This window comes from Pseudomonas alcaligenes (genome assembly GCF_041729615.1).
Lineage (GTDB): Bacteria > Pseudomonadota > Gammaproteobacteria > Pseudomonadales > Pseudomonadaceae > Aquipseudomonas > Aquipseudomonas alcaligenes_B.
The window spans coordinates 813,052-838,142 of sequence record NZ_CP154874.1 but is presented as its reverse complement, the minus strand read 5'-3'; the positions used below and the strand labels follow the sequence as shown (position 1 = coordinate 838,142).

Annotated in this window: 27 protein-coding genes; 14 read left to right on the top strand and 13 right to left on the bottom strand. The window is 68.8% G+C overall.

What is annotated here, in order from left to right; translation table 11 throughout:
- Nucleotides 1-6: 6 nt before the first annotated feature.
- The 3 genes from lapG to AAG092_RS04025 form a co-directional block, all read right to left on the bottom strand.
- Nucleotides 7-705: a cysteine protease LapG gene (gene lapG / locus AAG092_RS04035; RefSeq protein WP_373388648.1), complete on the bottom strand. Its 699-nt coding sequence runs from the start codon at nt 703-705 to the stop codon at nt 7-9.
- A gap of 74 nt (nt 706-779) precedes the next feature.
- Complete coding sequence (locus AAG092_RS04030) at nt 780-1,181, bottom strand: YbaN family protein (RefSeq protein ID WP_373388647.1); 402 nt, start codon at nt 1,179-1,181, stop codon at nt 780-782.
- A gap of 9 nt (nt 1,182-1,190) precedes the next feature.
- Nucleotides 1,191-1,778, bottom strand: coding sequence for a YecA family protein (locus tag AAG092_RS04025; RefSeq protein ID WP_110682657.1), 588 nt, complete (start codon nt 1,776-1,778; stop codon nt 1,191-1,193).
- Nucleotides 1,779-1,907: 129 nt separating this feature from the next.
- Between AAG092_RS04025 and recQ the strand changes: the two genes are divergently transcribed.
- The 5 genes from recQ (at nt 1,908) to AAG092_RS04000 (ending at nt 7,226) form a co-directional block, all read left to right on the top strand.
- The gene (recQ, locus tag AAG092_RS04020) at nt 1,908-4,043 is read left to right on the top strand and encodes a DNA helicase RecQ (protein ID WP_373388646.1); all 2,136 of its coding nucleotides are present in this window, start codon (nt 1,908-1,910) and stop codon (nt 4,041-4,043) included.
- 103 nt (nt 4,044-4,146) lie between these two features.
- Entirely contained in the window at nt 4,147-5,307 is a 1,161-nt protein-coding gene (locus AAG092_RS04015; RefSeq protein WP_373388645.1) for a diguanylate cyclase domain-containing protein, read from the top strand.
- Between the two features lie 85 nt (nt 5,308-5,392).
- On the top strand, nt 5,393-6,397 hold the full coding sequence (locus AAG092_RS04010; RefSeq protein WP_373388644.1) for a DUF2804 domain-containing protein: 1,005 nt from the start codon (nt 5,393-5,395) through the stop codon (nt 6,395-6,397).
- 119 nt (nt 6,398-6,516) lie between these two features.
- A complete protein-coding gene (locus AAG092_RS04005; RefSeq protein WP_110682653.1) occupies nt 6,517-6,951 on the top strand; it encodes a MarR family transcriptional regulator in 435 nt (144 codons plus the stop codon).
- Nucleotides 6,951-7,226: a SelT/SelW/SelH family protein gene (locus AAG092_RS04000; RefSeq protein WP_110682652.1), complete on the top strand. Its 276-nt coding sequence runs from the start codon at nt 6,951-6,953 to the stop codon at nt 7,224-7,226. Before AAG092_RS04005 ends, AAG092_RS04000 begins: the two co-directional genes overlap by 1 nt.
- Nucleotides 7,227-7,264: 38 nt before the next feature.
- Here the strand turns inward: AAG092_RS04000 and AAG092_RS03995 are convergent, their stop codons facing one another.
- The 3 genes from AAG092_RS03995 to AAG092_RS03985 all read right to left on the bottom strand — a co-directional run bounded on the left by AAG092_RS03995 (nt 7,265) and on the right by AAG092_RS03985 (nt 9,390).
- The gene (locus AAG092_RS03995; protein ID WP_373388643.1) at nt 7,265-8,137 is read right to left on the bottom strand and encodes a DMT family transporter; all 873 of its coding nucleotides are present in this window, start codon (nt 8,135-8,137) and stop codon (nt 7,265-7,267) included.
- 90 nt (nt 8,138-8,227) lie between these two features.
- A complete protein-coding gene (locus tag AAG092_RS03990) occupies nt 8,228-8,563 on the bottom strand; it encodes a tRNA-binding protein (RefSeq protein WP_373388642.1) in 336 nt (111 codons plus the stop codon).
- A gap of 62 nt (nt 8,564-8,625) precedes the next feature.
- Nucleotides 8,626-9,390: an AraC family transcriptional regulator gene (locus tag AAG092_RS03985; RefSeq protein WP_373388641.1), complete on the bottom strand. Its 765-nt coding sequence runs from the start codon at nt 9,388-9,390 to the stop codon at nt 8,626-8,628.
- A gap of 133 nt (nt 9,391-9,523) precedes the next feature.
- Between AAG092_RS03985 and AAG092_RS03980 the strand changes: the two genes are divergently transcribed.
- On the top strand, nt 9,524-10,333 hold the full coding sequence (locus tag AAG092_RS03980; RefSeq protein WP_373388640.1) for a UDP-2,3-diacylglucosamine diphosphatase: 810 nt from the start codon (nt 9,524-9,526) through the stop codon (nt 10,331-10,333).
- Nucleotides 10,330-11,361 (top strand): glycosyltransferase family 4 protein, encoded by a 1,032-nt coding sequence (locus AAG092_RS03975; RefSeq protein ID WP_373388638.1) that lies wholly within the window; start codon nt 10,330-10,332, stop codon nt 11,359-11,361. Before AAG092_RS03980 ends, AAG092_RS03975 begins: the two co-directional genes overlap by 4 nt.
- A gap of 46 nt (nt 11,362-11,407) precedes the next feature.
- On the opposite strand, the gene AAG092_RS03970 is transcribed toward AAG092_RS03975, so the two are convergent.
- The gene (locus AAG092_RS03970; RefSeq protein ID WP_373388637.1) at nt 11,408-12,796 is read right to left on the bottom strand and encodes an adenylate/guanylate cyclase domain-containing protein; all 1,389 of its coding nucleotides are present in this window, start codon (nt 12,794-12,796) and stop codon (nt 11,408-11,410) included.
- 166 nt (nt 12,797-12,962) lie between these two features.
- A complete protein-coding gene (locus AAG092_RS03965) occupies nt 12,963-13,280 on the bottom strand; it encodes an Mpo1-like protein (RefSeq protein WP_110682645.1) in 318 nt (105 codons plus the stop codon).
- Nucleotides 13,281-13,404: 124 nt separating this feature from the next.
- Here AAG092_RS03965 and AAG092_RS03960 point away from each other — a divergent pair, with 124 nt between their 5' ends.
- Nucleotides 13,405-14,406: an AraC family transcriptional regulator gene (locus tag AAG092_RS03960; protein WP_110682644.1), complete on the top strand. Its 1,002-nt coding sequence runs from the start codon at nt 13,405-13,407 to the stop codon at nt 14,404-14,406.
- 161 nt (nt 14,407-14,567) lie between these two features.
- Here the strand turns inward: AAG092_RS03960 and AAG092_RS03955 are convergent, their stop codons facing one another.
- The gene (locus tag AAG092_RS03955) at nt 14,568-16,022 is read right to left on the bottom strand and encodes a TrkH family potassium uptake protein (RefSeq protein ID WP_373388636.1); all 1,455 of its coding nucleotides are present in this window, start codon (nt 16,020-16,022) and stop codon (nt 14,568-14,570) included.
- Between the two features lie 4 nt (nt 16,023-16,026).
- On the bottom strand, nt 16,027-17,481 hold the full coding sequence (locus AAG092_RS03950; protein WP_373388635.1) for a TrkH family potassium uptake protein: 1,455 nt from the start codon (nt 17,479-17,481) through the stop codon (nt 16,027-16,029).
- A gap of 150 nt (nt 17,482-17,631) precedes the next feature.
- On the opposite strand from AAG092_RS03950, the gene AAG092_RS03945 reads away from it, so the two are divergent.
- Nucleotides 17,632-17,991 (top strand): YkgJ family cysteine cluster protein, encoded by a 360-nt coding sequence (locus AAG092_RS03945; RefSeq protein WP_110682641.1) that lies wholly within the window; start codon nt 17,632-17,634, stop codon nt 17,989-17,991.
- A gap of 38 nt (nt 17,992-18,029) precedes the next feature.
- Nucleotides 18,030-18,587, top strand: a complete 558-nt coding sequence (locus AAG092_RS03940; protein ID WP_373388634.1) for an NAD(P)H nitroreductase — start codon at nt 18,030-18,032, stop codon at nt 18,585-18,587.
- Here the strand turns inward: AAG092_RS03940 and AAG092_RS03935 are convergent.
- Both AAG092_RS03935 and AAG092_RS03930 read right to left on the bottom strand, forming a co-directional pair.
- Entirely contained in the window at nt 18,571-19,281 is a 711-nt protein-coding gene (locus AAG092_RS03935; RefSeq protein ID WP_373388633.1) for a 4'-phosphopantetheinyl transferase, read from the bottom strand. The genes AAG092_RS03940 and AAG092_RS03935 overlap by 17 nt on opposite strands.
- Before the next feature lie 237 nt (nt 19,282-19,518).
- Entirely contained in the window at nt 19,519-20,304 is a 786-nt protein-coding gene (locus tag AAG092_RS03930; RefSeq protein WP_373388631.1) for a dienelactone hydrolase family protein, read from the bottom strand.
- Nucleotides 20,305-20,434: 130 nt separating this feature from the next.
- Between AAG092_RS03930 and AAG092_RS03925 the strand changes: the two genes are divergently transcribed.
- On the top strand, nt 20,435-21,610 hold the full coding sequence (locus AAG092_RS03925; RefSeq protein ID WP_373388630.1) for an MFS transporter: 1,176 nt from the start codon (nt 20,435-20,437) through the stop codon (nt 21,608-21,610).
- On the opposite strand, the gene AAG092_RS03920 is transcribed toward AAG092_RS03925, so the two are convergent.
- Nucleotides 21,572-22,237, bottom strand: a complete 666-nt coding sequence (locus AAG092_RS03920; protein WP_373388629.1) for a DUF502 domain-containing protein — start codon at nt 22,235-22,237, stop codon at nt 21,572-21,574. The two genes, AAG092_RS03925 and AAG092_RS03920, sit on opposite strands and share 39 nt — an antisense overlap.
- A 164-nt stretch (nt 22,238-22,401) precedes the next feature.
- On the opposite strand from AAG092_RS03920, the gene AAG092_RS03915 reads away from it, so the two are divergent.
- Genes AAG092_RS03915 through AAG092_RS03905 form a run of 3 tightly spaced genes read left to right on the top strand, consistent with a single transcriptional unit; the run spans nt 22,402 to nt 25,068 of the window.
- Nucleotides 22,402-23,007, top strand: coding sequence for an outer membrane protein (locus tag AAG092_RS03915; protein ID WP_373388628.1), 606 nt, complete (start codon nt 22,402-22,404; stop codon nt 23,005-23,007).
- A gap of 55 nt (nt 23,008-23,062) precedes the next feature.
- Nucleotides 23,063-23,740 (top strand): response regulator, encoded by a 678-nt coding sequence (locus AAG092_RS03910; RefSeq protein WP_373388627.1) that lies wholly within the window; start codon nt 23,063-23,065, stop codon nt 23,738-23,740.
- Nucleotides 23,737-25,068, top strand: a complete 1,332-nt coding sequence (locus AAG092_RS03905) for an ATP-binding protein (RefSeq protein ID WP_373388626.1) — start codon at nt 23,737-23,739, stop codon at nt 25,066-25,068. Before AAG092_RS03910 ends, AAG092_RS03905 begins: the two co-directional genes overlap by 4 nt.
- The last annotated feature ends 23 nt before the right edge of the window (nt 25,069-25,091 follow it).

Below are 25,091 nucleotides of genomic sequence, written 5' to 3'. Positions count from 1 at the left end.
CTTCTCCTAACCTTCGCCGATGTCGAAGCCTTCGGCGCGCATCTTTTTCAGCAGATCCTGCCAGCGCGACAGTTTCTTGGTGTCGCTCTTGCGGCCGGTCTGCCCCGGCAGGTAGAGCCCCTCGGCATTGAAGGCGTAGACCGGCAGCAGGTCCTTGCGCTGGGAGGCCGGGCGGATCTCGCCGATCAGGTTGTCCAGCACCAGCGGCTCGGCGCCGGGGCTGGCGTAATAAGTCAGCACCATGTGCGCCTGGTTGTAGCGCAGCGCCTTGACGTAAGTGATGCGCAGCTTGTCGCTGGGGACGCCGAGACGGCGCAGGGTGAAGTACTTGGCGATGGAGTAGTCCTCGCAGTCGCCGGCGCCCTTGACCAGGGCCTCGATGGGGGTGGCCCAGTAGTCGTTCTGGCGCCAGTTGCGGATATCGTCGGAGAAGCGGAACTGGCGGTTGAAGAAGCGGTTGACCGTGGCCAGCTTCTCGCTCTCGGAGAGCTGGCCGCTGCTGCGGATCAGCTCATCCCAGGCCTCGATGCGGCCCTTGGCTATGCCGAGGTTGCCGTAGCGCTGCTCGGCCTTGCCGATGATCAGCGGAAAGTCCCAGCTGGCCTTGGCTGCCATCGCCAGCAGGAGGCCGAGCGCGGCACCGAGCAGCAGCCGGCCCGCCGGTAGGCGCGGGACTCGTCCCTGAATGCTCGGCCGCAGCTGCATGAAGGTTCTCTCCGCGGAAAGTGCTGAGAGTGTAGGCACTGCATCACGCTTTTGCCGCCTGCTGGCAGCGCCGCTCAGCGGCTGGGCAGGGTCTTCTGGTGCAGGATGTAGAGGCTGACCAGCACCGCGCTGGTGAGCATGAAGGCGCGCGCCCAGGGCAGCGGCACCAGGTAGCAGGACAGGCCGATGCTCGCCCACATCAGGCCGATGGCGTAGACCTTGCCCTTGAGCGGGATGCCGTTGCCTTCCAGGTAGTCGCGAATCCACGGGCCGAGGTGGCGGTGGTTGACCAGCCACAGGTAGAAGCGCCGCGAGCTGCGCACGAAGCAGGCGGCGGCCAGCAGCAGGAAAGGCGTGGTCGGCAGCACCGGCACGAAGATGCCGATCACCCCCAGCACCACGCTCAGCCAGCCGACCGCCAGCAGCGCGTAGCGCACGCTGCGATGGCGGTTCTGCGGGATGTCGGCGTGCGCCATAAGCGCGGCTTAGTGATGACGGGGCTTGAGCAGTGCGGGTTTCTCTTCCGGCGCCTGGCACAGCAGGAACAGGGCGGTGAGCAGCTCGGGAATCTGCTCGACCATGCTGTCCACCAGCTGGCGGTCGCGGGCAATCTCGGCGAATTCGGGCTGCTCGTCGAACAGGCCGGAGGCGACCATGATCGGCAGCAGCAGCTCGCTGACTTCGTCCTCGGCATCCTCGAACCACACGGCTTCGCGCAGGAACACGCCTTCCATGAAGCCGATGCACCAGCCGCGCAGCTCGGAGTCGTCCGGATCGTCGCCGAGGTCGAGCTCGCAGGGGATTTCCGGCTCGTCGTCGCTGGCCAGCTGGCGGGCGATGTGGGCCTTGAGCAGCTGCAGGGTGATCTCCACTTCCTCGCGCTCGATGTCGCTGCGGTAGTGCGGCGGCTCGGCGAACAGGGCGTCGATCCACTCGCGCTCGGGCACCTGCTCGGGGCAGATCGACAGGGCGGTCAGGTAGCCGTGGGCGGCCACGTAGTCCAGGGCCTCCTCGTGCAGGTCATCGGCATCGAGGAAGGCTTGCAGGCGGGACAATTGCTCGGCGAAGGACATCGTGGGACTACCTTGAGTGAGTAAACATCGGGATTCTAGTCGCCCATGCCGGCAAAAGCACGGCCGACGGGCGATGGCCTGCCGCCGGCGCGCCTCGCGTATACTGCGCGGCTCGCAACGGAGACCGGCATGCTCGACCAACAGGCCCTTGGCATCCTCAAAGACGTATTCGGCTACGACGCCTTTCGCGGCAACCAGGCGGCGATCATCGAGCGCGTGGCCGCGGGCGGCGATGCCCTGGTGCTGATGCCCACCGGCGGCGGCAAGTCGCTGTGCTACCAGGTGCCCGGCCTGCTGCGCGAAGGCCTGGCGGTGATCGTCTCGCCGCTGATCGCGCTGATGGACGACCAGGTCGCCACCCTCGACGAGCTGGGCGTGGCCGCGGTGGCGCTGAATTCGACCCTGAGCGCCGACGAGCAGCGCGAGATCGCCGAGCGCATCCGCCGCGGTGAGATCAAGTTCCTCTACCTGGCCCCCGAGCGCCTGGTACAGCCGCGCATGCTGGCCTTCCTGCAGCGCCTGCAGGTGGCCCTGTTCGCCATCGACGAGGCGCACTGCGTGTCGCAGTGGGGCCACGACTTCCGTCCCGAATACCTGCAGCTGGGCCAGCTCGCCGAGCTGTTCCCCGGCGTGCCGCGCATCGCCCTGACCGCCACGGCGGACAAGCGCACCCGCGAGGAGATCGCCCAGCGCCTGCACCTGGAGAACGCCGAGCGCTTCCTCTCCAGCTTCGACCGGCCGAACATCTTCTACCGCATCCAGCCCAAGGATCAGCCGCGCAAGCAGCTGCTGGCCTTCCTCGCCGCGCGCAAGGGCGATGCCGGCATCGTCTACTGCCTGTCGCGCAAGAAGGTCGAGGAGGTCGCCGACTTCCTCAGCGCCCAGGGTTATCCGGCGCTGCCCTACCACGCCGGCCTGCCCAACGAGCTGCGCGCCTACCACCAGAAGCGCTTCCTCAACGAGGAAGGGCTGATCATGGTGGCGACCATCGCCTTCGGCATGGGCATCGACAAGCCCAACGTGCGCTTCGTCTGCCACCTCGACCTGCCCAAGTCGCTGGAAGCCTACTACCAGGAGACCGGTCGCGCCGGCCGCGACGGCTTGCCGGCGGATGCCTGGATGGCCTACGGCCTGCAGGACGTGATCTTCCTCAAGCAGATGCTCGCCGGCTCCGAGGGCGACGAGCGGCACAAGCGCGTCGAGCAGCACAAGCTCGATGCCATGCTGGCCCTGTGCGAGGAGACGCGCTGCCGCCGCCAGGCCCTGCTGGCCTACTTCGACGAGGTGCTGGAGCAGCCCTGCGGGCACTGCGACACCTGCGTCGACAACGTGCAGACCTGGGACGCCACCGAGCCGGCGCGCCAGGCCCTGTCGGCGATCTATCGCAGCGGCCAGCGCTACGGCGTCGGCCATCTGGTGGACATCCTGCTGGGCCGCGAGAACGACAAGATCCGCGCTGCCGGCCACCAGCACCTGCCGGTGTTCGGCATCGGCAAGGCGCTGGCCGAGGGCGACTGGCGCACCCTGTTCCGCCAGCTGGTGGCGCGCGGCCTGGCCGACGTCGACCTGGACGGCTACGGCGGCCTGCGCCTGACCGATGCCTGCCGTCCACTGCTGCGCGGGGAAGTGACCCTGGAGCTGCGCCGCGACCTCAAGCCGCAGCAGGCGGCCAAGGCCAGCGGCAGCAGCGCCAGCCAGCTGGTGCGCGGCGAGGAGCGCGAACAGTGGGAGGCGCTGCGCGCCCTGCGCCGCAAGCTGGCGGAGGAGCACGGCGTGCCGCCCTACGTCATCTTCCCCGACTCGACCCTGCTGGAGATGCTGCGCAGCCAGCCGCGCAACCTGTCCGAGATGGCCCGGGTCAGCGGCGTCGGCGCGCGCAAGCTGGAGCGCTACGGCGAGGCCTTCCTCGAAGTGCTGGCCGGCGGCGAGTCCGCCGAGGCGCCCAGGGTGGTCAGCGACCTGCGCCACGAGCTGGTCAGCCTGGCCCGCGCCGGCATGACCCCGGCGCAGATCGCGGCTCAGCTCAACTGCGGCGAGAAGAGCGTGTACAACCTGCTGGCCGAGGCCATCGGCCGCCAGCAGCTGTCCCTGGAGCAGGCGCTGGACCTGCCGGAGGAGCTGCTCGGCGAGATCCAGGATGCCTTCCTCGATGGCGAAGGCGAGCTGCCGCCGGTGGCGGCAGTGGTCGAACAGTTCGCCGGGCGGGTAGAGGAGGGCGTGTTGCACTGCGTGCGCGCCGCCCTGCAGGCCGAGTTCGAGGTCTGACCGCGAGCGTTAACGAATGGTTACGCCAAATCACCGGCGACAAACTTGTGACGTGCGTCTCAAAACGTTAGGGTGCTCCTGACGATTTCTTTGCGAGGTACAGGTGGCGCCGCATCCAGAATGGTTGGCCGAAGTCCGCTCCAGCCCCTATGCCGACCAGTTGGCACGGGGCTTCCGCCGCCTGCGTTTCGGCGCCGGGCTGGAGCGCGAATACCGCGACTACCTGCTGCGCGACAGCTTCGAGCTCAAGCGCACGGCCCTGGCCTTCGCCCTGGTGGTCTGGCTGGCCTTCGCCGGGGTCGACATCTTTATGGTCGACGGCTCCCTGCTGCTCGCCATGCTGGCCATCCGCCTGGTGGTGGCCCTGCTGTTGCTGGCCCTGGCCTGGAACATGGCGCATAGCGGCCTGTCGCCACGGCAGACGACCATGATGCTGGTGGGCATGCTGGCAATGGGCATTGGTACCGCGGCCATCATCACCCTCGGCCACAGCCAGGATCCCTTCTTCCCCTACGAAGGTCTGCTGCTGGTGTGTATCGCCGGCTACTTCCTGGCCGGCCTGCGCCTGGTCGAGGCCGCCAGCGCCTCGCTGCTGGTACTGCTGATCTATGGCCTGCTCGAATGGCTGGGCGGACTGGCGCCGGAGCGCCTGTACAACAACCTGCTGTTCCTGGTGTGCGGTAACCTGATTGGCGCGGTGGGCTGCTACGTGCTGGAGCTGAAGTCGCGCGAGCACTTCCTGGTCAGCCACCTGATGGGCCAGCTGGCGCACCAGGACAGCCTCACCGGGTTGCACAATCGGCGCAGCTTCGACCGCGAGCTGCCGCGCCTGTGGCGCCAGGCCCAGCGCGAGGGCAAGCCGCTGGCCCTGTTACTGTGCGATGTCGATCACTTCAAGGCGTACAACGACCACTACGGCCACCAGGCCGGCGATCGTGCCCTGCAGCAGGTCGGTACGGTGCTGCTGAGCGCCGCCCGGCGCCCGCTGGACATGGCCGTGCGCCTCGGCGGCGAGGAGTTCGCCGTGCTGCTCTACGGCATCGGTGCCGAGGAGGCGCGCCAGCGTGCCGAGGCCCTGCGCCAGGCCCTGCAGGCTTGCGCCATCGCCCATGCCGGCTCGCCCACGGCGGCGGTGCTGACCCTGTCCATTGGCGTCTCCTGCCTGCAGCCGCAGGCCGAGGAGGACCCCTTCAGCCTCTGCGGCCATGCCGACCGTGCCCTCTACGAGGCCAAGGCCTTCGGCCGCAACCAGGTGGTGACCTGAAGCGCCACCCGGGCTGGCGCCAACGGTCCCTGTGATGTCGCCGCGCGGCTGCTAGGATCGTGGCTTTCCACTGCCGGCAGTACTCATGGAACGACTGATCCAGGCCAACGGCCAACCCCACTACGGCATCTTCCCGGCGGCGCCGGGCGAGGTGAACTGGCGCGACTTCGACTTCCGCTCGCCGATGGGGCGGCGCCTCGGTGCCCTGGCCAAGTGGCGGCGCTACCACCAGTTCCAGTACTTCGGCATCGTCAGCGACGAGCTGATCGGCGGCTGCGCGCTGGCCGACATCAGCCTGCTCGGCGCCGGCTTCGTCTACCTGTTCCACCCGGCCAGCGGGCGCATGCTCGAGCGTCAGTTCAGGCGCCCGCTGGGCCTCGGCACGGCGTTCTCGCCGCGGCCCAACGCCGGCGTCTGCGAGCTGCGCAGCGGCGCCAACCGGCTGCGCCTGAGCAACCAGGGCCCGGACAAGCACCTGCTGGTGGAACTGGACGACGGCACGCGCATCGAGGCGAGCTTCTCCGAGCAGCAGTTGCAGCCCATGTGCATCTGCACGCCAACGGCGGTCAACGGCTGGGTCTACGCGCAGAAGGTGGCCGGCGTGCGCTGCCACGGCCAGGTGCACAGCGCCCTGGGCGACTTCGACCTGACGGCGCTGAATGCCTTCGCCCACCACGACTGGTCGGCCGGCTACATGCGGCCGGAGACGAACTGGAACTGGGCCTGCCTGTCCGGTGCGCTGGGCGGCACGCGGGTCGGCCTGAACCTGTCGTGCGGGGTCAACGAGACCAGCTTCAGCGAGAACTGCTACTGGCTGGATGGCGCCTTGCTGCCGGTCGGCGGCGTGCATTTCCAGTTCGACCGCGACGACCCGCTCAAGCCCTGGCAGATCCTCTCGGCTGACGGCCAGGTCGAGCTGCAGTTCCACGGCCATGGCCTGCACCGCGAGCAGCTCGACCTGGGCCTGCTGGCCAGCAACTTCAAGCAGGTGTTCGGGCGCTTCCAGGGCACCCTGCGCCCGCCGGGGCGCGCGCCGCTGCGCATCGACAACCTGTGGGGCTTCGTCGAAGACCAGTATGTCAAATGGTAACGGCGGGCTTGGCGACGGGCTTTTCAGGAGTTATGGTTAGTTGACTAATAATTAGGTTTTTCTGCTGTCCGCCGGGAACAGGGGATGCGGGCAGCGGCGAGGACCAGCGAGAGTCAACTATGCAGAACTTTGCGCAACACAGTTTCGGTATGCAACTGGCCCAGCTTTCCCGCGCCTGGCGCGCCGAGCTGGATCGTCGACTGTCCGGCCTGGGCCTGTCCCAGGCACGCTGGCTGGTGCTGCTGCACCTGGCCCTGCTCAAGGAGCCGCCGACCCAGCGCGAGCTGGCGCAGACGGTGGGTGTCGAGGGGCCGACCCTGGCCCGCCTGCTCGACGGCCTGGAGGCCCAGGAGCTGGTGCAACGCATCGCCGTGCCGGAGGACCGCCGCGCCAAGAAGGTGGTGCTCACCGACAAGGCGCGGCCGCTGATCGTGCAGATCGAGAGCATCGCCCTGCAGCTGCGCAAGGAGCTGTTCGCCGGCGTCAGCGAGGAAGATCAGCGCCTCTGCCAGCAGGTGCACGCACGTATCCTGGCCAACCTGGAAAAGTCCTGATGGGCAAGCCGCACGTGGTGATCAGCTACTGCACCCAGTGCCAGTGGCTGCTACGCGCCGCCTGGCTGGCCCAGGAGCTGCTCAGCACCTTCGCCGACGAACTGGCCATGGTCAGCCTGGAGCCGGGCACGGGCGGGGTGTTCCGCATCACCTGCGACGGCGTGCAGCTGTGGGAGCGCAAGGCCGATGGCGGCTTTCCCGAGGCCAAGGTGCTCAAGCAGCGCCTGCGCGACCTGATCGACCCGCAGCGCGACCTCGGCCACAACGACCGCTAGGCCTGTCGGCTCCGGTGCGGCGCCGTTGCGGGTGCGAGCTAGCCCAGATCCTCCACGCTGGCGGCGCGCTTGCTCAGGCGCGCCGAGATCAGCGTGGCGAGCAGGATCAGGCTGCCGCCGAAGAGCATGCGCAGGGTCGGCTGCTCGCTGAACAGCCACCAGGCGAAGGCGATGCCGTAGACCGGCTCCAGGGCGAACACCACCGAGGCGCTGCGCGCGTTGAGCACGCGCAGGCTGGCGACGAACAGGCTGTGTGCCAGGGCCGTGCAGAGCAGGCCGAGCAGGGCGATCCACAGCCAGTCCAGGGCCCGCACCGTGGGCAGTGCCGACCAGGCCAGCGGCAGGCTGACCAGGGCGATCGCCAGGTTCTGCCAGAGCGCCGCCTGGGCCGGCTTGACCCCGGCCGTGGTGGCGCGGTTGGACACCGAGACCATGGCGAACAGCAGCCCGGAGAACACCGCCCAGGCCAGGCCCAGGGTGGCGTCGCTGCCGAGGTCGAAGTGCGGGGTGACCAGCACCAGGCCGAGGCTGACCAGGCCGACCACGCCCCATTCGGCCAGGCGCACCTTCTCGCGGAACAGCAGCCCCTCGAGCAGCACGGTGAAGGCCGGGAAGCTGGCGAAGCCGAGCGTGGCCACCGCCACCCCGGACACCTTCACCGCGATGAAGAAGGCCCACCAGTGGCCACCCAGCAGCAGGCCGGCGCCGGCCAGGGCCAGGCGCCTGTTCCAGCTCAGCCGGGCCACCGCCTCGCCGAGGCGGGTCAGTGGCAGCAGGGCCAGCACGGCGAACAGGGCGCGGCCGAAAACGATGACCACTGGGGCGGCCAGGGCCAGCTTGCCGAAGATGCCGGACAGGCCGAAGAACAGGGCGCCCAGGTGCAGGGCGAAGAGGGCGGTGCGGTGCTGCATGGGACTTCCAGACTGCAGGATTAAGAAAAGTGGGGTTTTCCGGGGGCCGGACGAGGCGCCATGGCGTCACCGCCTGGCGCCTGCCATCGCTCAGGCCAGGCGGGCGCCGTTGGGCAGGGGCTTGTCGAAGCTGGCCAGCACCACTTTGCCATCGCTGTCGTAGACGCCGGTCACCAGCACTTCCGAGCGCACCCCGGCGACCCGCTTGGGGGCGAAGTTGCACACGCACAGCACCTGGCGGCCGACCAGTTCCGCGGCGTCGTAGTGGGCGGTGAGCTGGGCGCTGGAGGTCTTCACCCCGAGGTCGCCGAGGTCCACTTCCAGCACATAGGCCGGCTTGATCGCCTTGTCATTGGGGCGGGCGCTGAGCAGGGTGCCGACGCGCAGTTCCACGCGCTCGAAGTCCTGCCACTCGATGATCTGCATCGCGAAATTCTCCTGATGGCTCGGAGCAGTCTAGGCGCGGCGGCAGGCGCCGGTCTGTCGCGCTACTCGCGGGCGTTGTCGCGCGACTCGCGGCGCAGCTGGCTGGGGGTGACGCCCAGTTCGCGCACCAGGGCCGCGGTGAAGGCGCTCTGCGAGGCGTAGCCGACCCGCGCGGCGATCTCGCCGACCGCCAGACGGCTGCCGAGCAGCAGGCGGCGGCCGAGCTGCAGGCGGCGCAGGCGTACATGCTCCATCGGCGTGCGGCCGGTCTCGGCGAGGAAGCGCGTATGGAAGCGCGCCGCCGACAGGCCGCACAGGCGCGCCAGGTCGGCCACCTGCAGCGGGTGGGCGCAGTGCCGGTCGATGTGCGCGTCGAGGCTGGCCAGCGGCAGGCCCGCCGGCGCCGCCAGCGCCGGGGCGCCGCTGAGGCTGGCGAGGAGCAGGGCGGCGCCCTGCTGGGCGATCACCGCGTCGTCGATCGGGCTGGCCGCCAGCCAGTCGACCAGCTGGCTCTGCGCCGGGCTCAGCTGCACCCGCCCCGGGGTCTCCAGCAGGCGCCGGCTGGCCTCGGCATGGTGGCCTAGGCGCTGCTGCAGCCAGCCATCCTGCGGCACGTCCAGCACCAGGCAGCGGCTTCCGGCCGGGCTGGCGCAGGCGTGGTGGGCCGCGGGCGGTACCACGGCCAGGCTCATGCTGGAGACCTGGCAGCCGCGCCCGGCGACCTCGAAGTCGAGCCGGCCGGAGAGACCGAAGACCAGCTGGGCGTGGTCGTGGCTGTGGGCGATCTGCTCGTGGTGGTAGTGGCGCAGCGAGAGCAGCTGGGACATGGCGGAACTCCTGATCGAGCGGTCAGTGTACATCGCGCCGGCGGGGGTGGCTTGTCATGCAATGGTCATCGCGTCGTCACGGACGCTTCACCGCCGCGGCGCACGCTTGGCCAAACCCAGCCGGAGGCCGCCCATGAGCATCGCCGAGCGCAGCAAGCCCAGCCGCAAGCAGCACGTCCGCACCCTGTGGATTTCCGATGTCCACCTGGGAACCCGCGATTGCCAGGCCGAGCGCCTGGCTGCCTTCCTCAAGCGCTACCAGGCCGACCGCATCTACCTGGTCGGCGACATCATCGACGGCTGGAAGCTGCGCGGCGGCATCTACTGGCCGCAGGCCCATACCAACGTGATCCGCCGCCTGCTGACCATGAGCAAGCGCGGCACCGAGGTGATCTACGTCACCGGCAACCACGACGAATTCCTGCGCCGCTACTCGACGCTGATGCTCGGCAACATCCAGCTGGTCGACGAGGCCGTGCACGAGACGGCCGACGGCCGCCGCCTGCTGGTGATCCACGGCGACCAGTTCGACGTGATCACCCGCTACCACCGCTGGTTGGCCTTCCTCGGCGATTCGGCCTACGAGCTGACCCTGACCCTCAACCGCTGGCTCAACCACTGGCGCGAGCGCTGGGGCTACGGCTACTGGTCGCTGTCGGCCTACCTCAAGCACAAGGTCAAGTCGGCGGTGAACTTCATCAGCGACTTCGAGGAAGCCATCGCCCACGAGTGCGTCAGGCGCGGCCTCGACGGCGTGGTCTGCGGGCATATCCACCACGCCGAGATCCGTCCGGTGGGCGGCGTGGAATACATGAACTGCGGCGACTGGGTGGAGTCCTGCACGGCGCTGATCGAGCACCTGGATGGCAGCATCCAGCTCTACCGGCTGGCCGAGGACCAGGCGCAGGCCGCCGAAGTGGCAGCCATCGGGCAGGCCGCATGAGGATCCTCATCGTCAGCGATGCCTGGCATCCGCAGGTCAACGGCGTGGTCACCAGCCTGCAGGCGCTGGTCGGCGAGCTGCGTGCTCTCGGGCACCTGGTCAAGCTGCTGTCGCCGCAGGACTTCAGGCACCTGCCGTGTCCCAGCTACCCGGAGATTCCCCTGGCCTGGGACCTGTGGCGGGTCGGCGCGGCGATCCGCGACTTCCGTCCGGACTGCGTGCACCTGGCCACCGAGGGCCCGCTGGGCTGGGCCGCGCGGCGCTGGCTGAGGCGGCGCGGGCTGGCCTTCTCCAGTGCCATCCACACGCGCTTTCCCGAATATGTACACACCCGTTGGCCGTGGATTCCGCTCGCCTGGGGCTATGCCTACCTGCGCCGCTTCCACCGGCCGAGCCAGGCCGTGCTGGTCAGCACCGAGCGCCTGCGCCAGGAGTTCGCCGGGCAGGGCCTGCAGCGCCTGGCGCTGTGGCGCAAGGGGGTGGACAGCGCGCTGTTCCAGCCGCGCCCACAGGGCGCCGGCGCGCCGGTGTTCCTCTACGTCGGCCGGCTGGCGGCGGAGAAGAACCTGCGCGCCTTTCTCGACCTGCAGTTGCCCGGCGAGAAGCGCCTGGTCGGCGATGGCCCCGAGCGCGACGAGCTGCAGCGCGACTATCCACAGGCCAACTTCCTCGGTTACCTGCAGGGCGAGGCGCTGGCCGCGCAGTTCGCCGCCGCCAGCGTGCTGGTATTCCCGTCGCGCACCGACACCTACGGCCTGGTGATGCTCGAGGCCCTGGCCTGCGGCACGCCGGTGGCGGCCTTCCCGGTGGCCGGGCCGCTGGATGTGCTGGAGGCGGGGGTGAGCGGGGTGATGGACGAGGACCTGGGCCAGGCCTGCCTGGCCGCGCTGGCGCTGGATCGACGGCGCTGCGCCGAACAGGCCGCGCGCTCGTCCTGGCGTGCCTCGGCCCTGGAGTTCCTGGCCAGCCAGCCGCTGCTGGATGGCGAGCCGCTGGCCGAGGACGACTGGCAGCCGGCGCGCGCCTGAGCCTGGATGCGGGGCATGAAAAAGCCGCCCTCGGGCGGCTTTGTCGTTACAGGATGACCTTGTCGCGCAGCTTCTCGGCGGCCTGGTTGAGGGCCTGGATGACCTTCTCCTTGTCGTAGTTCTGGATGCCGTTGGTATCCAGGTACATGGAGAAGCCGGGCAGCTCGTGTTCGACGTAGCTGGAGCGGGCACCCAGGTCACGGCGGAAGTCCACCACCTGGTAGATCTGCACCGGCCGGCTGAAGCCCTTGACCGCGATCTGGCCCTTGTCGCGGCACATGATCACGTCCTTGATCAGCGAGTAGGTCTCGTGGGAGATGAGGATCTCGCCGGCCTCGGAGGAGCTTTCCAGGCGGCTGGCCAGGTTCACTTCGCGGCCGATGATGGTGTAGTCCATGCGCGTGTCGGCGCCGAAGTTGCCCACCGTGCAGTAGCCGGTGTTGAGGCCCATGCGGATCTCCAGCGGCTTGGTGATGCCCTGGGCGCGCCACTGCTGGCGCAGCACCTTCATGTGCTTGCGCATGGCGATGGCCATGGACACCGCGTTCAGCGCGTCCTTCTTGGCGCCCTGGCTGCTCGGGTCGCCGAAGAACACCAGCACGCTGTCGCCGACGAACTTGTCGATGGTGCCGCCGTACCGGAGGGCGATCTTCGACATCTCGTTGAGGTAGTTGTTGAGCAGGTCGGTGAGCTGCTCGGCCTCCAGCTCCTCGGACAGCTCGGTGAAGCCCTTGATGTCGGAGAAGAACACGGTGAGCTTCTTGCGCTGGGTCTCCAGGCGCACGTGCTTCTTGCCGCTGAAGATCATTTCCCAGACCTGCGGCGACAGGTACTTGGCCAGGTTGCGCGCCAGGCGTGCGGCCTTTTCCTGCTCGCGCTTGATCTCGCTGCGCGCCTGGGTCAGGCGCATGCCCTGCTCGTGCACGAAGAAGGCGGCGATGCAGATGTACAGGGTACTCAGCAGGATGCTGACCACCGCCACCAGGGTCGGCGTGGCGGTATTCAGCTCGGGGCGGATCAGCGCCGTGTTGAGTGCCATGCTGCCGGCCGCCACCAGCACGGCCAGGCCCATCTGGCGCAGACCTCCGGCGATCAGCGAGCTGAAGCACAGGGTCAGCAGGAACATCAGCGCCGGCACCGTCGAGAAGCCCATCAGCACGGCGGCGGCGCCGGCGTGCAGGGCGTCGAGGAACAGCAGGGTCAGGCGGGTCTGCTGCGGGTGGTCTTGGCGAAAGCGGTTGCCCAGGTGGTGGGCCAGGTGCGGGTAGAGCAGGGCATAGGGCACCATCCACAGGATGGCGTAGCCGAAATGGTTGGTGTAGGTGCCGGCAGCAATGGCCGCGGCAGGGGCGATGTACGCCAGCACCCGCGAGTAGTATTCGCGAAGCAACGGAGCAGGCTGCGCCCTGGGTGTTTCCTGGACGTTGGATTTCATCAAGTACGGACTATCCCTGCTGGATTTCTGACGCCTCTGGTGGGCGTCTGTTGGACTCTGCAAGAGCCAGGCCAGGCGGGATCATAACGGCGCGCGGCGCGCGGGGCCAGCGCAGCCTGCCGGAAGGCGGCCCCGGGCGGCGTGCGCCGCCGGGGCGTGGCGGGCCTCAGAAGCGGATGCGCCCGGTGAAGGCATCCTTGAGCATCACCCAGTCGCCCATGAAGCTGTACAGCGGATACTTGAAGGTGGCCGGCTTGTTCTTCTCGAAGACGAAGTGGCCGACCCAGGCGAAGCCATAGCCGGCGAAGGGCAGTGCCAGCAGCCACAGCCACTGCTGGGTGGCCAGGGCATAGCCGAGGATCGACAGCACCAGCAGGCTGCCGACGTAGTGCAGGCGGCGGCACACGTCGTTGCTGTGCTCCTGCAGGTAGTAGGGATAGAACTCGGCGAAGCTGTGGAAACGTTCGGTGGTTTCGGCGCTCATGGCGTACCTCCTGTCATTGTTGGCCGCAGTGTAGGCGAGCTGTCTCCTGCGGCCAGTGACATACAGTGCCAGTTTAGTATCCTCGTGGCGCCATTTCGTGCCGACCAACCCATAAGAACAATCGATGAGCGAACGTACCACTTCATCCAGCTGGGCATCCGGCATCGTCGCGGCCCTGGAGCTGGGCGGTGTCGATTGCCGCAGCCTGTTTGCCCGTCTCGGCCTCGACTATGCGGCGCTCGCCGATGCCGATGCGCGCTTCCCGCAGGATGCCATGACCCGCCTCTGGCACCTGGCGGTGGAGGCGTCGGGCAATCCGGCCATCGGCCTGAACATGGCCAAGGTGGTGCGCCCCTCGTCCTTCCATGTGGTCGGCTATGCGCTGATGTCCAGTCGCAACCTGCTGGAGGGCTTCACCCGCCTGGTGCGCTACCAGCGCATCATCGCCGAGGGCTCGGACCTCAGCCTGCGCCCGCTGCCGGACGGCTACGAGCTGGTGCTGGCGATTCATGGCGACCGCCTGCCGCCGGCGCGGCAGAGCGCCGAGGCCTCGCTGGCCTACTCGCTGGCGTTCTGCCGCTGGCTCACCGGCAAGCCGATCACGCCCCTGCAGGTGAGCTTCCAGAGCCCGCCGCCGGCCGATCTCGAACCCTTTCGCCAGGTGTTCCAGGCGCCGCTGCGCTTCAATGCCGAGCACTATTCGCTGCTCTACGCGCGGGCCGACCTGGAGACCCCGCTGCCCACCGCCAACGAGGCGCTGGCGCAGCTGCACGACCGCTTCGCCGGCGAGTACCTGGCGCGCTTCTCCGGCAGCCGGGTGACCCATCAGGCGCGCCAGGTGCTGTGCCGCCTGCTGCCGCAGGGCGAGCCCAAGCGCGAGGCGGTGGCCCAGGCCCTGCTGCTGTCCGAGCGCACCCTGCAGCGTCGCCTGCAGGAGGAGGGCACCAGCTACCAGCAGCTGCTCGACGACACCCGTCGCGAGCTGGCCGAGCAGTACCTGGCGCAACCCAACCTGACCCTGCTGGAAGTCGCCTACCTGCTCGGCTTCGCCGACCCCAGCAATTTCTTCCGTGCCTTCCGCCGCTGGTTCGATGCGACTCCGGGCGAGTATCGCGCGCGGTTGTGAGTGTGGCTGTAGCCCGGATGCAATCCGGGACAGCGGCCTCCCCGGATTGCATCCGGGCTGCATGGCTGCATGGCTGCATGGCTGCATGCTCACACGCATTTTCGATCTGACGAAAAATTCGCTTCGCCCGTCGCGAGCGCGCCTTGGCCAGGCTCGGCGCATCAGTGGCGCCAGAAGGCGGGGAACAGCAGGACCAGTACGGTGAGGATCTCCAGGCGCCCCAGCAGCATGCCGATGGTCAGCAGCCACTTGGCCAGGTCCGGCAGGCTGGCGTAGTTGCCCGCCGGGCCGACCACCTCGCCCATGCCCGGGCCGACGCCGGAGACCATGGCCGCCGCGCCGGTCAGGGCGGTGATCCAGTCCACCCCGCACATGGCCACCGCCAGCGCCAGGCTGGCGATGGTGATGGTGTAGAAGAAGGCGAAGGCGAGGATCGAGCGGACGATGTCCTCGTCCAGGCGGTGGCGGTTGTACTGCTGCTTGATCACCGCGCGCGGGTGGATCAGCTGGCGCAGGTTGGCCTTGAGCAGGATGTAGGCGACCTGGAAGCGGAAGATCTTCAGGCCGCCGGCGGTGGAGCCGGAGCAGCCGCCGACGAAGCCCAGGTAGAAGAACATCATGCTGGCGAAGGGACCCCACAGGTGGTAGTCGCCGACGGCGAAGCCGGTGGTGGTCATCACCGAGGTGATGTTCACCGCCACCAGGCGCAGCGTATCCAGCCAGTGCAGTTCGCTGGTGCTCCACTTCCAGCAGGCCAGCATCAGCCAGCTGGCCAGCAGCAGCATGAAGAAACCGCGCACCTGCTGGTCGCGCAGCAGGGCCTTGTAGTTGCCGCGCAGGGTGGCGACGTAGAGCACGAAGGGCAGGCTGCCGAGGATCATCACCAGCACCGCGACCCAGTGCACCGCCGGCTGGTCCCAGTGGCCGAGGGAAGCGTCGGAGGTGGAGAAGCCGCCGGTGGCGATGGCCGACATGGCGTGGTTGATGGCGTCGAACAGGTTCATGCCGGCCAGCCAGAAGGCCAGCACGGCCAGGCTGCTGAGGCCGACATAGGCCAGCACCATGTACTTGGCGACCATGTGCGAGCGTGGCATGACCTTGTCCGAGCGGTCCGAGGACTCGGTCTGGAACAGGCGCATGCCGCCGATGCGCAGCATCGGCAGGATGGCCACGGCCATGGCGATGAAGCCGATGCCACCGAGCCAGTGCAGCAGCGAGCGCCAGATCAGGGTGCCCGGCGACATGCTGTCCAGGCCGCTGAACACGGTGGCGCCGGTGGCGGTGATGCCGGACATGCTCTCGAAGTAGGCGTCGGTGACGCTGGCACGCTCGGCGAAGAGGAACGGCAGGGCGGCGAAGATCGACACCATGATCCAGCTCGAAACCGTCAGCATGTACATGTCGCGCGGGCGCAGCTGGGTCTGCTGCGGGCGCCCCTGGGCGACCATGGCCACGCCGGCCACCGCGGTGATCAGGCTGGACCAGAGGAAGGCGTTGATGCCCTTGGGCTGCTCGAAGACCAGCAGGGTGGCCACCGGCACCAGCATGCTCAGCGCCAGGGTGATCAGGAAGATGCCGTTGACGAAGGCGAGGATGCGCAGGCTGGACAGGGACATCGGCTCAGTGCTTCCAGAAGCTGCGGGTGACCAGCACCAGCACGGTGAGGATTTCCAGGCGGCCGAGCAGCATGCCGAGGGTCAGCAGCCACTTGGCGGAGTCCGGCAGGCTGGCGAAGTTGCCGGCCGGGCCGATGATCGGGCCGAGGCCCGGGCCGACGTTGCACACCGCGGTGGCGGCGCCGGTCAGCGCGGTGACCCAGTCCAGCCCGACCAGGGTCAGGGCCAGGGCCAGCACGCCGATGGTGATGGTGAAGAAGAAGGAGAAAGTGATCAGCGAGCGGACGATCTCCTCGTCCAGGTTGTGGTTGTTGTACTGCTGCTTGATCACCGCGCGCGGGTGCACCAGCTGCATCAGGTTGGCCTTGAGCAGCACGTAGGCGACCTGGAAGCGGAAGATCTTCAGGCCGCCGGAGGTGGAGCCGGAACAGCCGCCGACGAAGGTCAGGTAGAAGAACAGCAGTACCGCGAAGCTGCCCCAGGTGGTGTAGTCGCCCAGGGCGAAGCCGGTGGTGGTGACCACCGAGGTGACGTTGACCGCGACGATGCGGAAGGCGTCCAGCCAGCTGTGCTCCGAGTGCAGCCACAGCCAGGTACCGAACACCAGCCAGGTCAATACCAGGAAGCCGATGAAGCCACGTACCTGATGATCCTTGAACAGTGCCCGGCGGTTGCCGCGCAGGGCGGCGACATAGAGCATGAAGGGCAGGCCACCGAGAATCATGAACAGCACCGCGACCCAGTGCACCGCCGGCTGCTGCCAGTTGGCCAGCGACGAGTCAGAGGTGGAGAAGCCGCCGGTGGAGATCGACGCCATCGAGTGGTTGATCGCGTCGAAGGGCGTCATGCCGGCGGCCCAGAAGCCCAGGAAGCCCAGCCCGGTAAGAACCAGGTAGATCAGCAGGATGTACTTGGCGGCCATGTGCGAGCGCGGCATCACCTTGTCGCCCCAGTCCGACGACTCGGTTTGGAACAGGCGCATGCCACCGACTCGCAGCAGCGGCAGGATGGCCACTGCCATGCCGATGAAGCCGATGCCGCCCAGCCAGTGCAGCATCGAGCGCCAGATCAGGATGCCCGGCGACATGTGGTCCAGCCCGACCAGCACGGTGGAGCCGGTGGTGGTGACGCCGGACATGGTCTCGAAGAAGGCATCGGTGTAGCTGATGTGGGCGATGATCACCATCGGCAGGGCGGCGAAGCAGCACACCACCACCCAGCTGGCGGTGGTCAGCAGGTACATGTCGCGCGGGCGCAGCTGCACGTGCTTGGGCTTGCCCGGCAGGACCATGGCCAGGCCGGCGACGAAGGTGATCAGGCTGGACCAGAGGAAGGCGTTGAGGTCGTCGGTGCGCTCGAAGGCCAGCAGGGTGAGCATGGGGATGACCATGCTGACCGCCAGGGTGATGAGAAAGATACCGATGATGAAGCCGATGGTGCGCAGGGTCGGCAGGGCCATGAAAGGGGCTCGGGCTGCAGGCGAGGGCGCCATTCTACTCTGGCCGACCGGGCTGTAAATCCGTCGCCGGGGGCTTCACAGCTTCGCGCCGATTCATAGAATAGGCCCTCGGGTGCCGGCCCCTCACCGGTTTTCGAAAACCATCCAGCCATGTCCGAAGCCAATCCTTGCATCGCGTGCGGCGCCTGCTGCGCGCACTTCCGCGTGTCCTTCTTCTGGGGCGAGTGCCAGTCTGCCGGTGGCAGCGTGCCCGACCAGCTGGTCGAGCAGATCGGCCCCCACCATGTCGCCATGCTCGGCACCACCGCCAAGCCGACGCGTTGTGTCGGCCTGCTCGGCGAAGTCGGCGGCGCCACCCGCTGCACGCTCTACGAGCAGCGCTCCAGCCCCTGCCGCGAGTTCACCGCCAGCTGGGCTGACGGCCAGCACAACCCGCGCTGCGACGCCGCCCGCGCCGCCTACGGCCTGCCGCCGCTGGAGCCGCCGTTGATGCCGGAGCAGGTCGCGTAATCGGCTAGAATGCCGGCCTGTCCGTTCAGGAGTCGCCCATGCAAGCCCTCGATCTGTTGCTCAACCGCGTTTCCGTGGGTCGCCTGCTGGAGCCGGCGCCCGATGCCGCTCAGCGCGAGCTGATGTTCCGTGCCGCCCTGCGTGCGCCGGACCACGGCCAGCTGCGGCCCTGGCGTTTCCTCACCGTCGAGGGTGAGGCCCGCACCCGCCTGGGCGAGCTGTTCGCCCAGGCGCTGCTGGCGGGTAACCCTGAAGCCAAGCCGGAGGCGCTGGACAAGGCGCGAGCCATGCCGCTGCGCGCGCCGCTGCTGGTGGTGGCGATCGCCCGCCTCGGTGAGCACCCCAAGGTGCCGCAGGAGGAGCAGGTGCTGTCCGCCGGCTGTGCCGCCCATGGCCTGTTGCTCGCCGCCCAGGCGCTGGGTTTCGGCGCCATCTGGCGCACCGGCGAACTGACCCACAACCCCAGGGTGCGCGATGGCCTCGGCCTCAGCGCCAGCGAGAGGATCGTCGGCTTCCTCTACCTCGGCAGCTTCGAGGGCGAGCGGCGCACGCCGCCGGCCCTGCAGCCGGCCGATTTCGTCAGCGCCTGGAGCTGATCTGCACCTGGGCGACGGCCACCAGGCTCAGCAGGTGGCCGTCCGCTTCCACGAAGCGCCCCTCCAGTTCGCTGCCGGCCGGCCAGTCGTGGTGCAGGTCGAGCAGCAGGCGCAGGCGCGCGTGCCCGTCGGCGCCCTCCAGCAGCTCGGCATCCTGGAAGTAGAAGCGCTGCAGCACCAGCGGGTAGAGCGCCTTGAACAGGCTCTCCTTGAGCGAGAAGGTCAGCGTCACCCGGGCGGCGAAGGCCTCGGGCGGCAGCTGTGAGGCCCGCTGCAGTTCGCCGGGCGTGAGGATTTCCCCGGCCAGGCGGCTGGCGCGCTCGACGCTCAGGGGCTTCTCCAGGTCGATGCCCAGGCCGCGCCAGTCCAGCTCTCTGGCCACCAGGGCGGCCGCCTTGCCGCCCCCGTGGGTGATCGAGCCGACCGTGCCGGCGGGCCAGACCGGCACGCCCTCTTCGTCGCGCTCCGGTACCAGCGGCTGGCCGCACAGCTGGCGCAGGGCCTCGCGCGCACACAGGCGGCCGGCCAGGTACTCGCCCTGGCGCTTGGCCACGCCGCGCACCGGCGCTATGCCCTGGCGCACGAAGTCATCGGCCTGCAGCCGTGTCGGATCGAACTGCGCCCACACCAGGCGGCTGGCAGGCAGCAGCTCGGGCAGGGCGGGCAGCAGTTGGCAGAAGGCGGGCAGCGTCATGGCGGCATTCTGCCGTGGCCGGGCGGGACGGGCCAGCCGTTTACATTTCGTTGCACGGCAACAACGAAGTGCTACAGAGCAAACGCTTGGTTCTGGTAAGAATGGGACATGCGTTCCAAGTGAACGCTGGTGAGGTTGTAGCCCCGGCTGGCGTCGCGCCGCCGTGGTTTTACTCTACTGATCGAGTACGGGAGCCCAGTCGGACTCCCGTTTTTTTTGCCCGGTACCGCGGGCGGCTCAGAAGACTTCCTTGAACAGCGCCTGCATGTCGGCCCAGGAGCGCTCGTCGGCTTCCTTCTGGTAGCCCAGGTCGAGGCCGTGGCCCTGGTGCGCGTCGGCGCCGGGGTTGCTGAAGCCGTGCTTGGCGCCGGGCAGTTCGACGAAGCGGTAGTCGGCGCCGGCCTGGTCCATCTCGGCCTTGAACGCGGCGATCTGCTCGGGGGTGATGAAGCTGTCGGCGGCGCCATGCTCCACCAGCACCTTGGCCTTGACGCTGCCCGGCGTCGCCGGGGTGGCGGTGACCAGGGCGCCGTGGAAGCTCACCACCGCGGCCAGCGGCAGGCCCTGGCGAGCCATGTCCAGCACCACCTTGCCGCCGAAGCAGTAACCGATCGCGGCCAACCTGGCGGCATCGGTCTGCGGCTGTGCCTTGAGCAGGTCGAGGCCGGCCTGGAAACGCGCCTTGGGCGTGGCGGGGTCGGCCAGGGCGGCATTCATGAAGGCCTTGGCGTCGTCCGGGTGGCTGGTGTTCTTGCCATCGCCGTACATGTCCACGGCCAGGGCGCTGTAGCCGAGGGCGGCGAGGTCGCGGGCGCGGCGCTTGGCATAGTCGTTGAGGCCCCACCATTCGTGCACCACTATCACTCCCGGGCGCTGGCCGGCGATGCTGTCGTCCCAGGCGTGGTAGCCGACCAGGCGGGTACCGTCGGCGGCCGTGTAGGCGATCTCGCGGGTCTGGATTTCGGCTTGGGCCGCTCCGCTCAGGGCGCCGAGGCAGAGCAGGCCGAACAAGGCTTTGCGCATGGTGTGTCTCCGTTCTGCAGACAAGGTGGACTGGCCAAGATAGACCAAGGTGGAAGATTAGCCAGCTATCGTTCGTGACTTTCTGTGCTAGCCTGAGGCCCTGTTCCGGCTCGTCCGTTCGAGAGTCACGATGTCCGCATCCTCCCACCTGGTGCGCGGTAGCCCCGGCTACCGGCGTGCCACCCTGGCGCTGTTCTGTGCCGGCTTCGCCACCTTCGCCCTGCTGTACTGCGTGCAGCCGCTGCTGCCATCGCTGGCCGAACATTTCGCCGTGTCGGCGGCGAGCAGCGCCCTGGCCCTCTCGCTGACCACCCTGAGCCTGGCCCTGTGCCTGCTGCTGGCCGGCGCCCTGGCCGAGAGCTGGGGGCGCAAGCCGGTGATGGTCGCCGCCCTGGGCCTGGCGGTGGCGCTGGGCCTGGCCTGCGCCTGGGTGCGCGACTGGCACCTGCTGCTGCTCCTGCGCGCATTGCTCGGCCTGGCCCTGAGCGGCCTGCCGGCCCTGGCCATGGCCTATGTCGGCGAGGAGTTCGACCCCGAGGCGCTGCCGGCGGCCATGGGCCTGTATATCGGCGGCACCGCGCTTGGCGGCATGCTCGGGCGTCTGCTGGCGGGGTTGCTGGCCGACCTCGGCGGCTGGCCACTGGCACTCGGCGGTATCGCCGGGCTGGGTGTGCTGGCGCTGCTGCTGTTCCTCTGGCTGTTGCCGCCGTCGCGGCATTTCCACGCCCAGCCGCTGTCGCTGCGCGGGCTGCTCGGCAACTTCGCCGGGCACCTGGGCCACCCGCCGCTGCGCGAGCTGTTCCTCCAGGCCTTCCTGCTGATGGGCGGCTTCGTCGCCCTGTTCAACTATGTCGGCTTCCGCCTGGCGGCGCCGCCGTTCTCGCTGTCGGCGACGCTGATCGGCCTGCTGTTCGTGGTCTACCTGGGCGGCATCCTCAGCGCCGGCTGGGCCGGGCGCCTGGTGGCGCGGCATGGGGCGCGGCAGGTGCTGCAGGGTGGCATCGGCATCATGCTGCTGGGCGTCGCCCTGTGCGCCGCGCCCTGGCTGTGGGCGGTGGTGCTGGGCCTGGCGCTGTTCACCCTGGGCTTCTTCGCCGCCCATGCGGTGGCCAGCGGCCAGGTCGGCCAGCGTGCCCGAGGGGCGCGGGCGCAGGCCTCGTCGTTGTACCTGTGCGCCTACTACCTGGGCTCCAGCCTGGTCGGCTATGCCGCGGGCTGGGTCTGGCAGCGGGGCGGCTGGCTGGCGCTGCTCGCCGCCCTGGCCGGGTTATTTCTCCTGGCGCTGTGGCGCTCCCGCCGCCTGTGAACCGGGTGGTGTGATGCCCATCGACACGTAGATGCTGGTGAACCTGTCCATGCCCATTTCCGCCGGCTTGACCCATTCCACCGGCACGTAGAGCAGGCCGCCGCCCACCGGCACCGGCGCGGTGGGCACCAGGATGGCGTGGTAGGCGCGGCCGTCGATCTCGATCGGCTCGGGATTGGGCAGCAGCGCCAGCACGGCGGTGCCGTCACCGCCGAAGAAGCACCAGACCGGGCGCATGGCGGCCAGGTCGGCGTTGTCCTTCTGGTCGAGCAGGCCGACGAAACGATCGGCCAGGCCGTACAGGTTGCCGAGCAGTGGGATGCGCCGCAGGGTGCGGTCGAACAGGCGGCGCAGCGGGCCCTTGAGGCCCAGCTGCACGGCCAGGCCGAGCGGGTAGAGCGCCACCACCAGGGCCAGGGTGCCGAGCAGCCAGGCCAGCTCCGGGCTGCTGACGAAAGGCTGGCCGAGCCCGGCGAACAGCTTGCCGATGAAGCTGGTCGGGCCGATCAGCTGGTTCAGCAGGCTCACCAGCCAGCCCAGCAGGGCCAGCGACAGCGCCAGCGGCAGCAGGGCGAGCAGGCCGGCCAGCCAGGTGGTGGCGAGGGAATGGAAGCTGCGTTTGAACATGGCGAAGGCATCCGTGGGCGAGGGCGCGACAAGGCTATGCGATTGCGCGGCGGCCGTCGCGTTTTCGTTCAGCATTGGTTCAGCAAGGGTTCAGGAGCGGTTCAGGGCCGCGCCGGCAACATGGTTCCCGAGTTCAGCCACTGTCCCAACGCGGAGAAAACATCATGAAAAACACCCTGAGCAAACTCGCCCTGGCCACCACCCTGACCTGCGCCGCCGTCGGCGCCAATGCCGCCGACAGCTTCGTCGGCCTGACCTGGGGCCAGACCGACAACAACATCCAGAAGTCCCATGCGCTCAACCAGAATCTGGACAACCCCAAGCTGGACAAGGTGATCGACGGCAGCGGCACCTGGGGCGTGCGCGCCGGCCAGATGGACCAGGACGGCCGCTACTACCTGACCTACGAGAATCTCTCGGACAAGGACCAGGGCTACAAGCACCGCCAGCAGAACCTGCTGGGCAGCTACGACGCCTTCGTGCCGCTGGGCGACAACGGCACCAAGCTCTACGGCGGCGCCACCCTCGGTCTGGTCAAACTGGAGCAGGAAAGCCGCGGCTTCAAGCGCGACAGCGACATCGGCTACGCGGCCGGCCTGCAGGCGGGTATCCTGCAGGAGCTGAACCAGAACACTTCGATCGAGGCCGGCTACCGTTACCTGCGCACCAATGCCAGCACCGAGATGGCCCCGCACGGCGGCGGCAAGGTCGGCTCGCTGGACCTGCACAGCAGCAGCCAGGTATTCCTCGGCGCCAGCTACAAGTTCTGACCTACCAGGGAGAAGGCCGGGCGCACAGCCCGGCCTGTCGTGAGGGAGAGCCAGCATGAAGATTCTTGTGGTCGAGGACGAGGCGCTGCTGCGCCACCACCTGCACACCCGCCTGGGTGAGCGTGCGTTCGTGGTCGATGCCGTCGCCGATGCCGAGGAGGCGCTGTACCGCGCCCAGGAATTCAACCACGACATCGCCATCGTCGACCTCGGCCTGCCCGGCATGGGCGGGCTGGACCTGATCCGCCAGCTGCGTGGCCAGGGCCGCAGCCTGCCGATCCTGATCCTCACCGCCCGCGGCAACTGGCAGGACAAGGTCGAGGGCCTGGCCGCCGGTGCCGACGACTACCTGGTCAAGCCGTTCCAGTTCGAGGAGCTGGAGGCGCGCCTGCACGCGCTGCTGCGCCGTTCGGTCGGCCTGGTGCAGTCCAGCGTCGAGGCCGGCCCGCTCAGGCTCGACCTCAACCGCAAGCAGGCGCTGGTCGATGAGCAGCCGCTGGCGCTCACCGCCTTCGAGTACCGCATCCTCGAATACCTGATGCTGCACCCGCAGCAGGTGGTGTCCAAGGACCGCCTGATGGAGCAGCTGTACGAGGGCGACGACGAGCGCGACCCGAACGTCATCGAGGTGCTGGTCGGGCGCCTGCGCCGCAAGATCGAGGGTGCCTGCGCGTTCAAGCCGATCGACACGGTGCGCGGCCAGGGCTACCTGTTCACCGAGCGTTGCCGATGATCCGCTCGCTGCGTGTGCGCCTGATGCTCGGTGCCGCCGCCCTGGCGGTGCTGTTCATGGCGGCCCTGCTGCCGCTGGTGCAGGGCGCGTTCCGCAACGCCCTGGAGAACGTCATCGAGCAGCGCCTGGCGGCCGACGCCGCCACCCTGATTTCCGCCGCGCGCATCGAGGGTACGCGCCTGAGCATGCCCGCGCGCCTACCGGACGAGGAGTTCAACCAGCTCGAATCGCGCCTGCTCGGCTTCATCTACGACCGCGACGGCCGCGAAGTCTGGCGCTCGCCGTCCACCGCCGACGAGCAGATCGACTACCGCCCGAGCTACGACGGCGACGGCCATGACTTCCTGCGCCTGCGCGACGCGCGCGGCGAGGAGTTCTTCGTCTACGACCTGGAGGTGGACCTGCTGCGCGGTCAGGCCGCCGCCTACAGCATCGTCACCATGCAGCCGGCCAGCGAATACCAGGCCATGCTCGACAGCCTCGGCCGCCAGCTGCGCCTGTGGCTGGGCGGCGCGTTGCTGGTGCTGCTCGGCCTGCTCTGGCTGGGCCTGACCTGGGGCTTCGGCACCCTGCGTGGCCTGAGCCGCGAGCTGGACGAAGTGGAAGGCGGCAACCGTGACCACCTGAGCCGCGAGCATCCCAGCGAGCTGCTACGCCTGACCGACTCGCTGAACCGCCTGCTCGACGGCGAGCGGCGCCAGCGCGAACGCTACCGCGACTCGCTCGGCGACCTGGCGCACAGCCTGAAGACCCCGTTGGCGGTGTTGCAGGGCGTGGCCGAAGGGCTGCGCGAGCGCGAGCCGGCGCAGGTGCTGCAGAGCCAGGTGGAACGCATGAGCCAGCAGGTGGACTACCAGCTGCAGCGCGCCAGCCTGCGCAAGAGCGGCCTGGTGCGCCACCGCGAGCCGCTCGCGCAGGTGCTCGATACCCTGTGCGGCGCGCTGGACAAGGTCTACCGCGACAAGCGCGTGCAGCTGCAACGCGATTTCCCCGCCGAGCTGTGCGTACCGATGGAGCGCGGCGCGCTGTTCGAGCTGCTCGGCAACCTGCTGGAGAACGCCTACCGCCTGTGCCTGGGGCAGATCCGCGTCAGCGCGCGGATCGGCGCCGAGGGCTGCGAGCTGGTGGTCGAGGACGACGGCCCCGGCATCCCCGCCGACCAGCGCGCGCGCATCCTCCAGCGCGGCGAACGCCTGGACAGCCAGCACCCGGGGCAGGGCATCGGCACCGCCGTGGTGGTGGACATCCTCGACAGTTACGACGGCCAGCTGCAGCTGGAAGACTCCAGCCTGGGCGGTGCCTGCTTCAGGATGCACCTGCCGGGCTGAGTGGTGGCCCGCCGGCCGGGCCT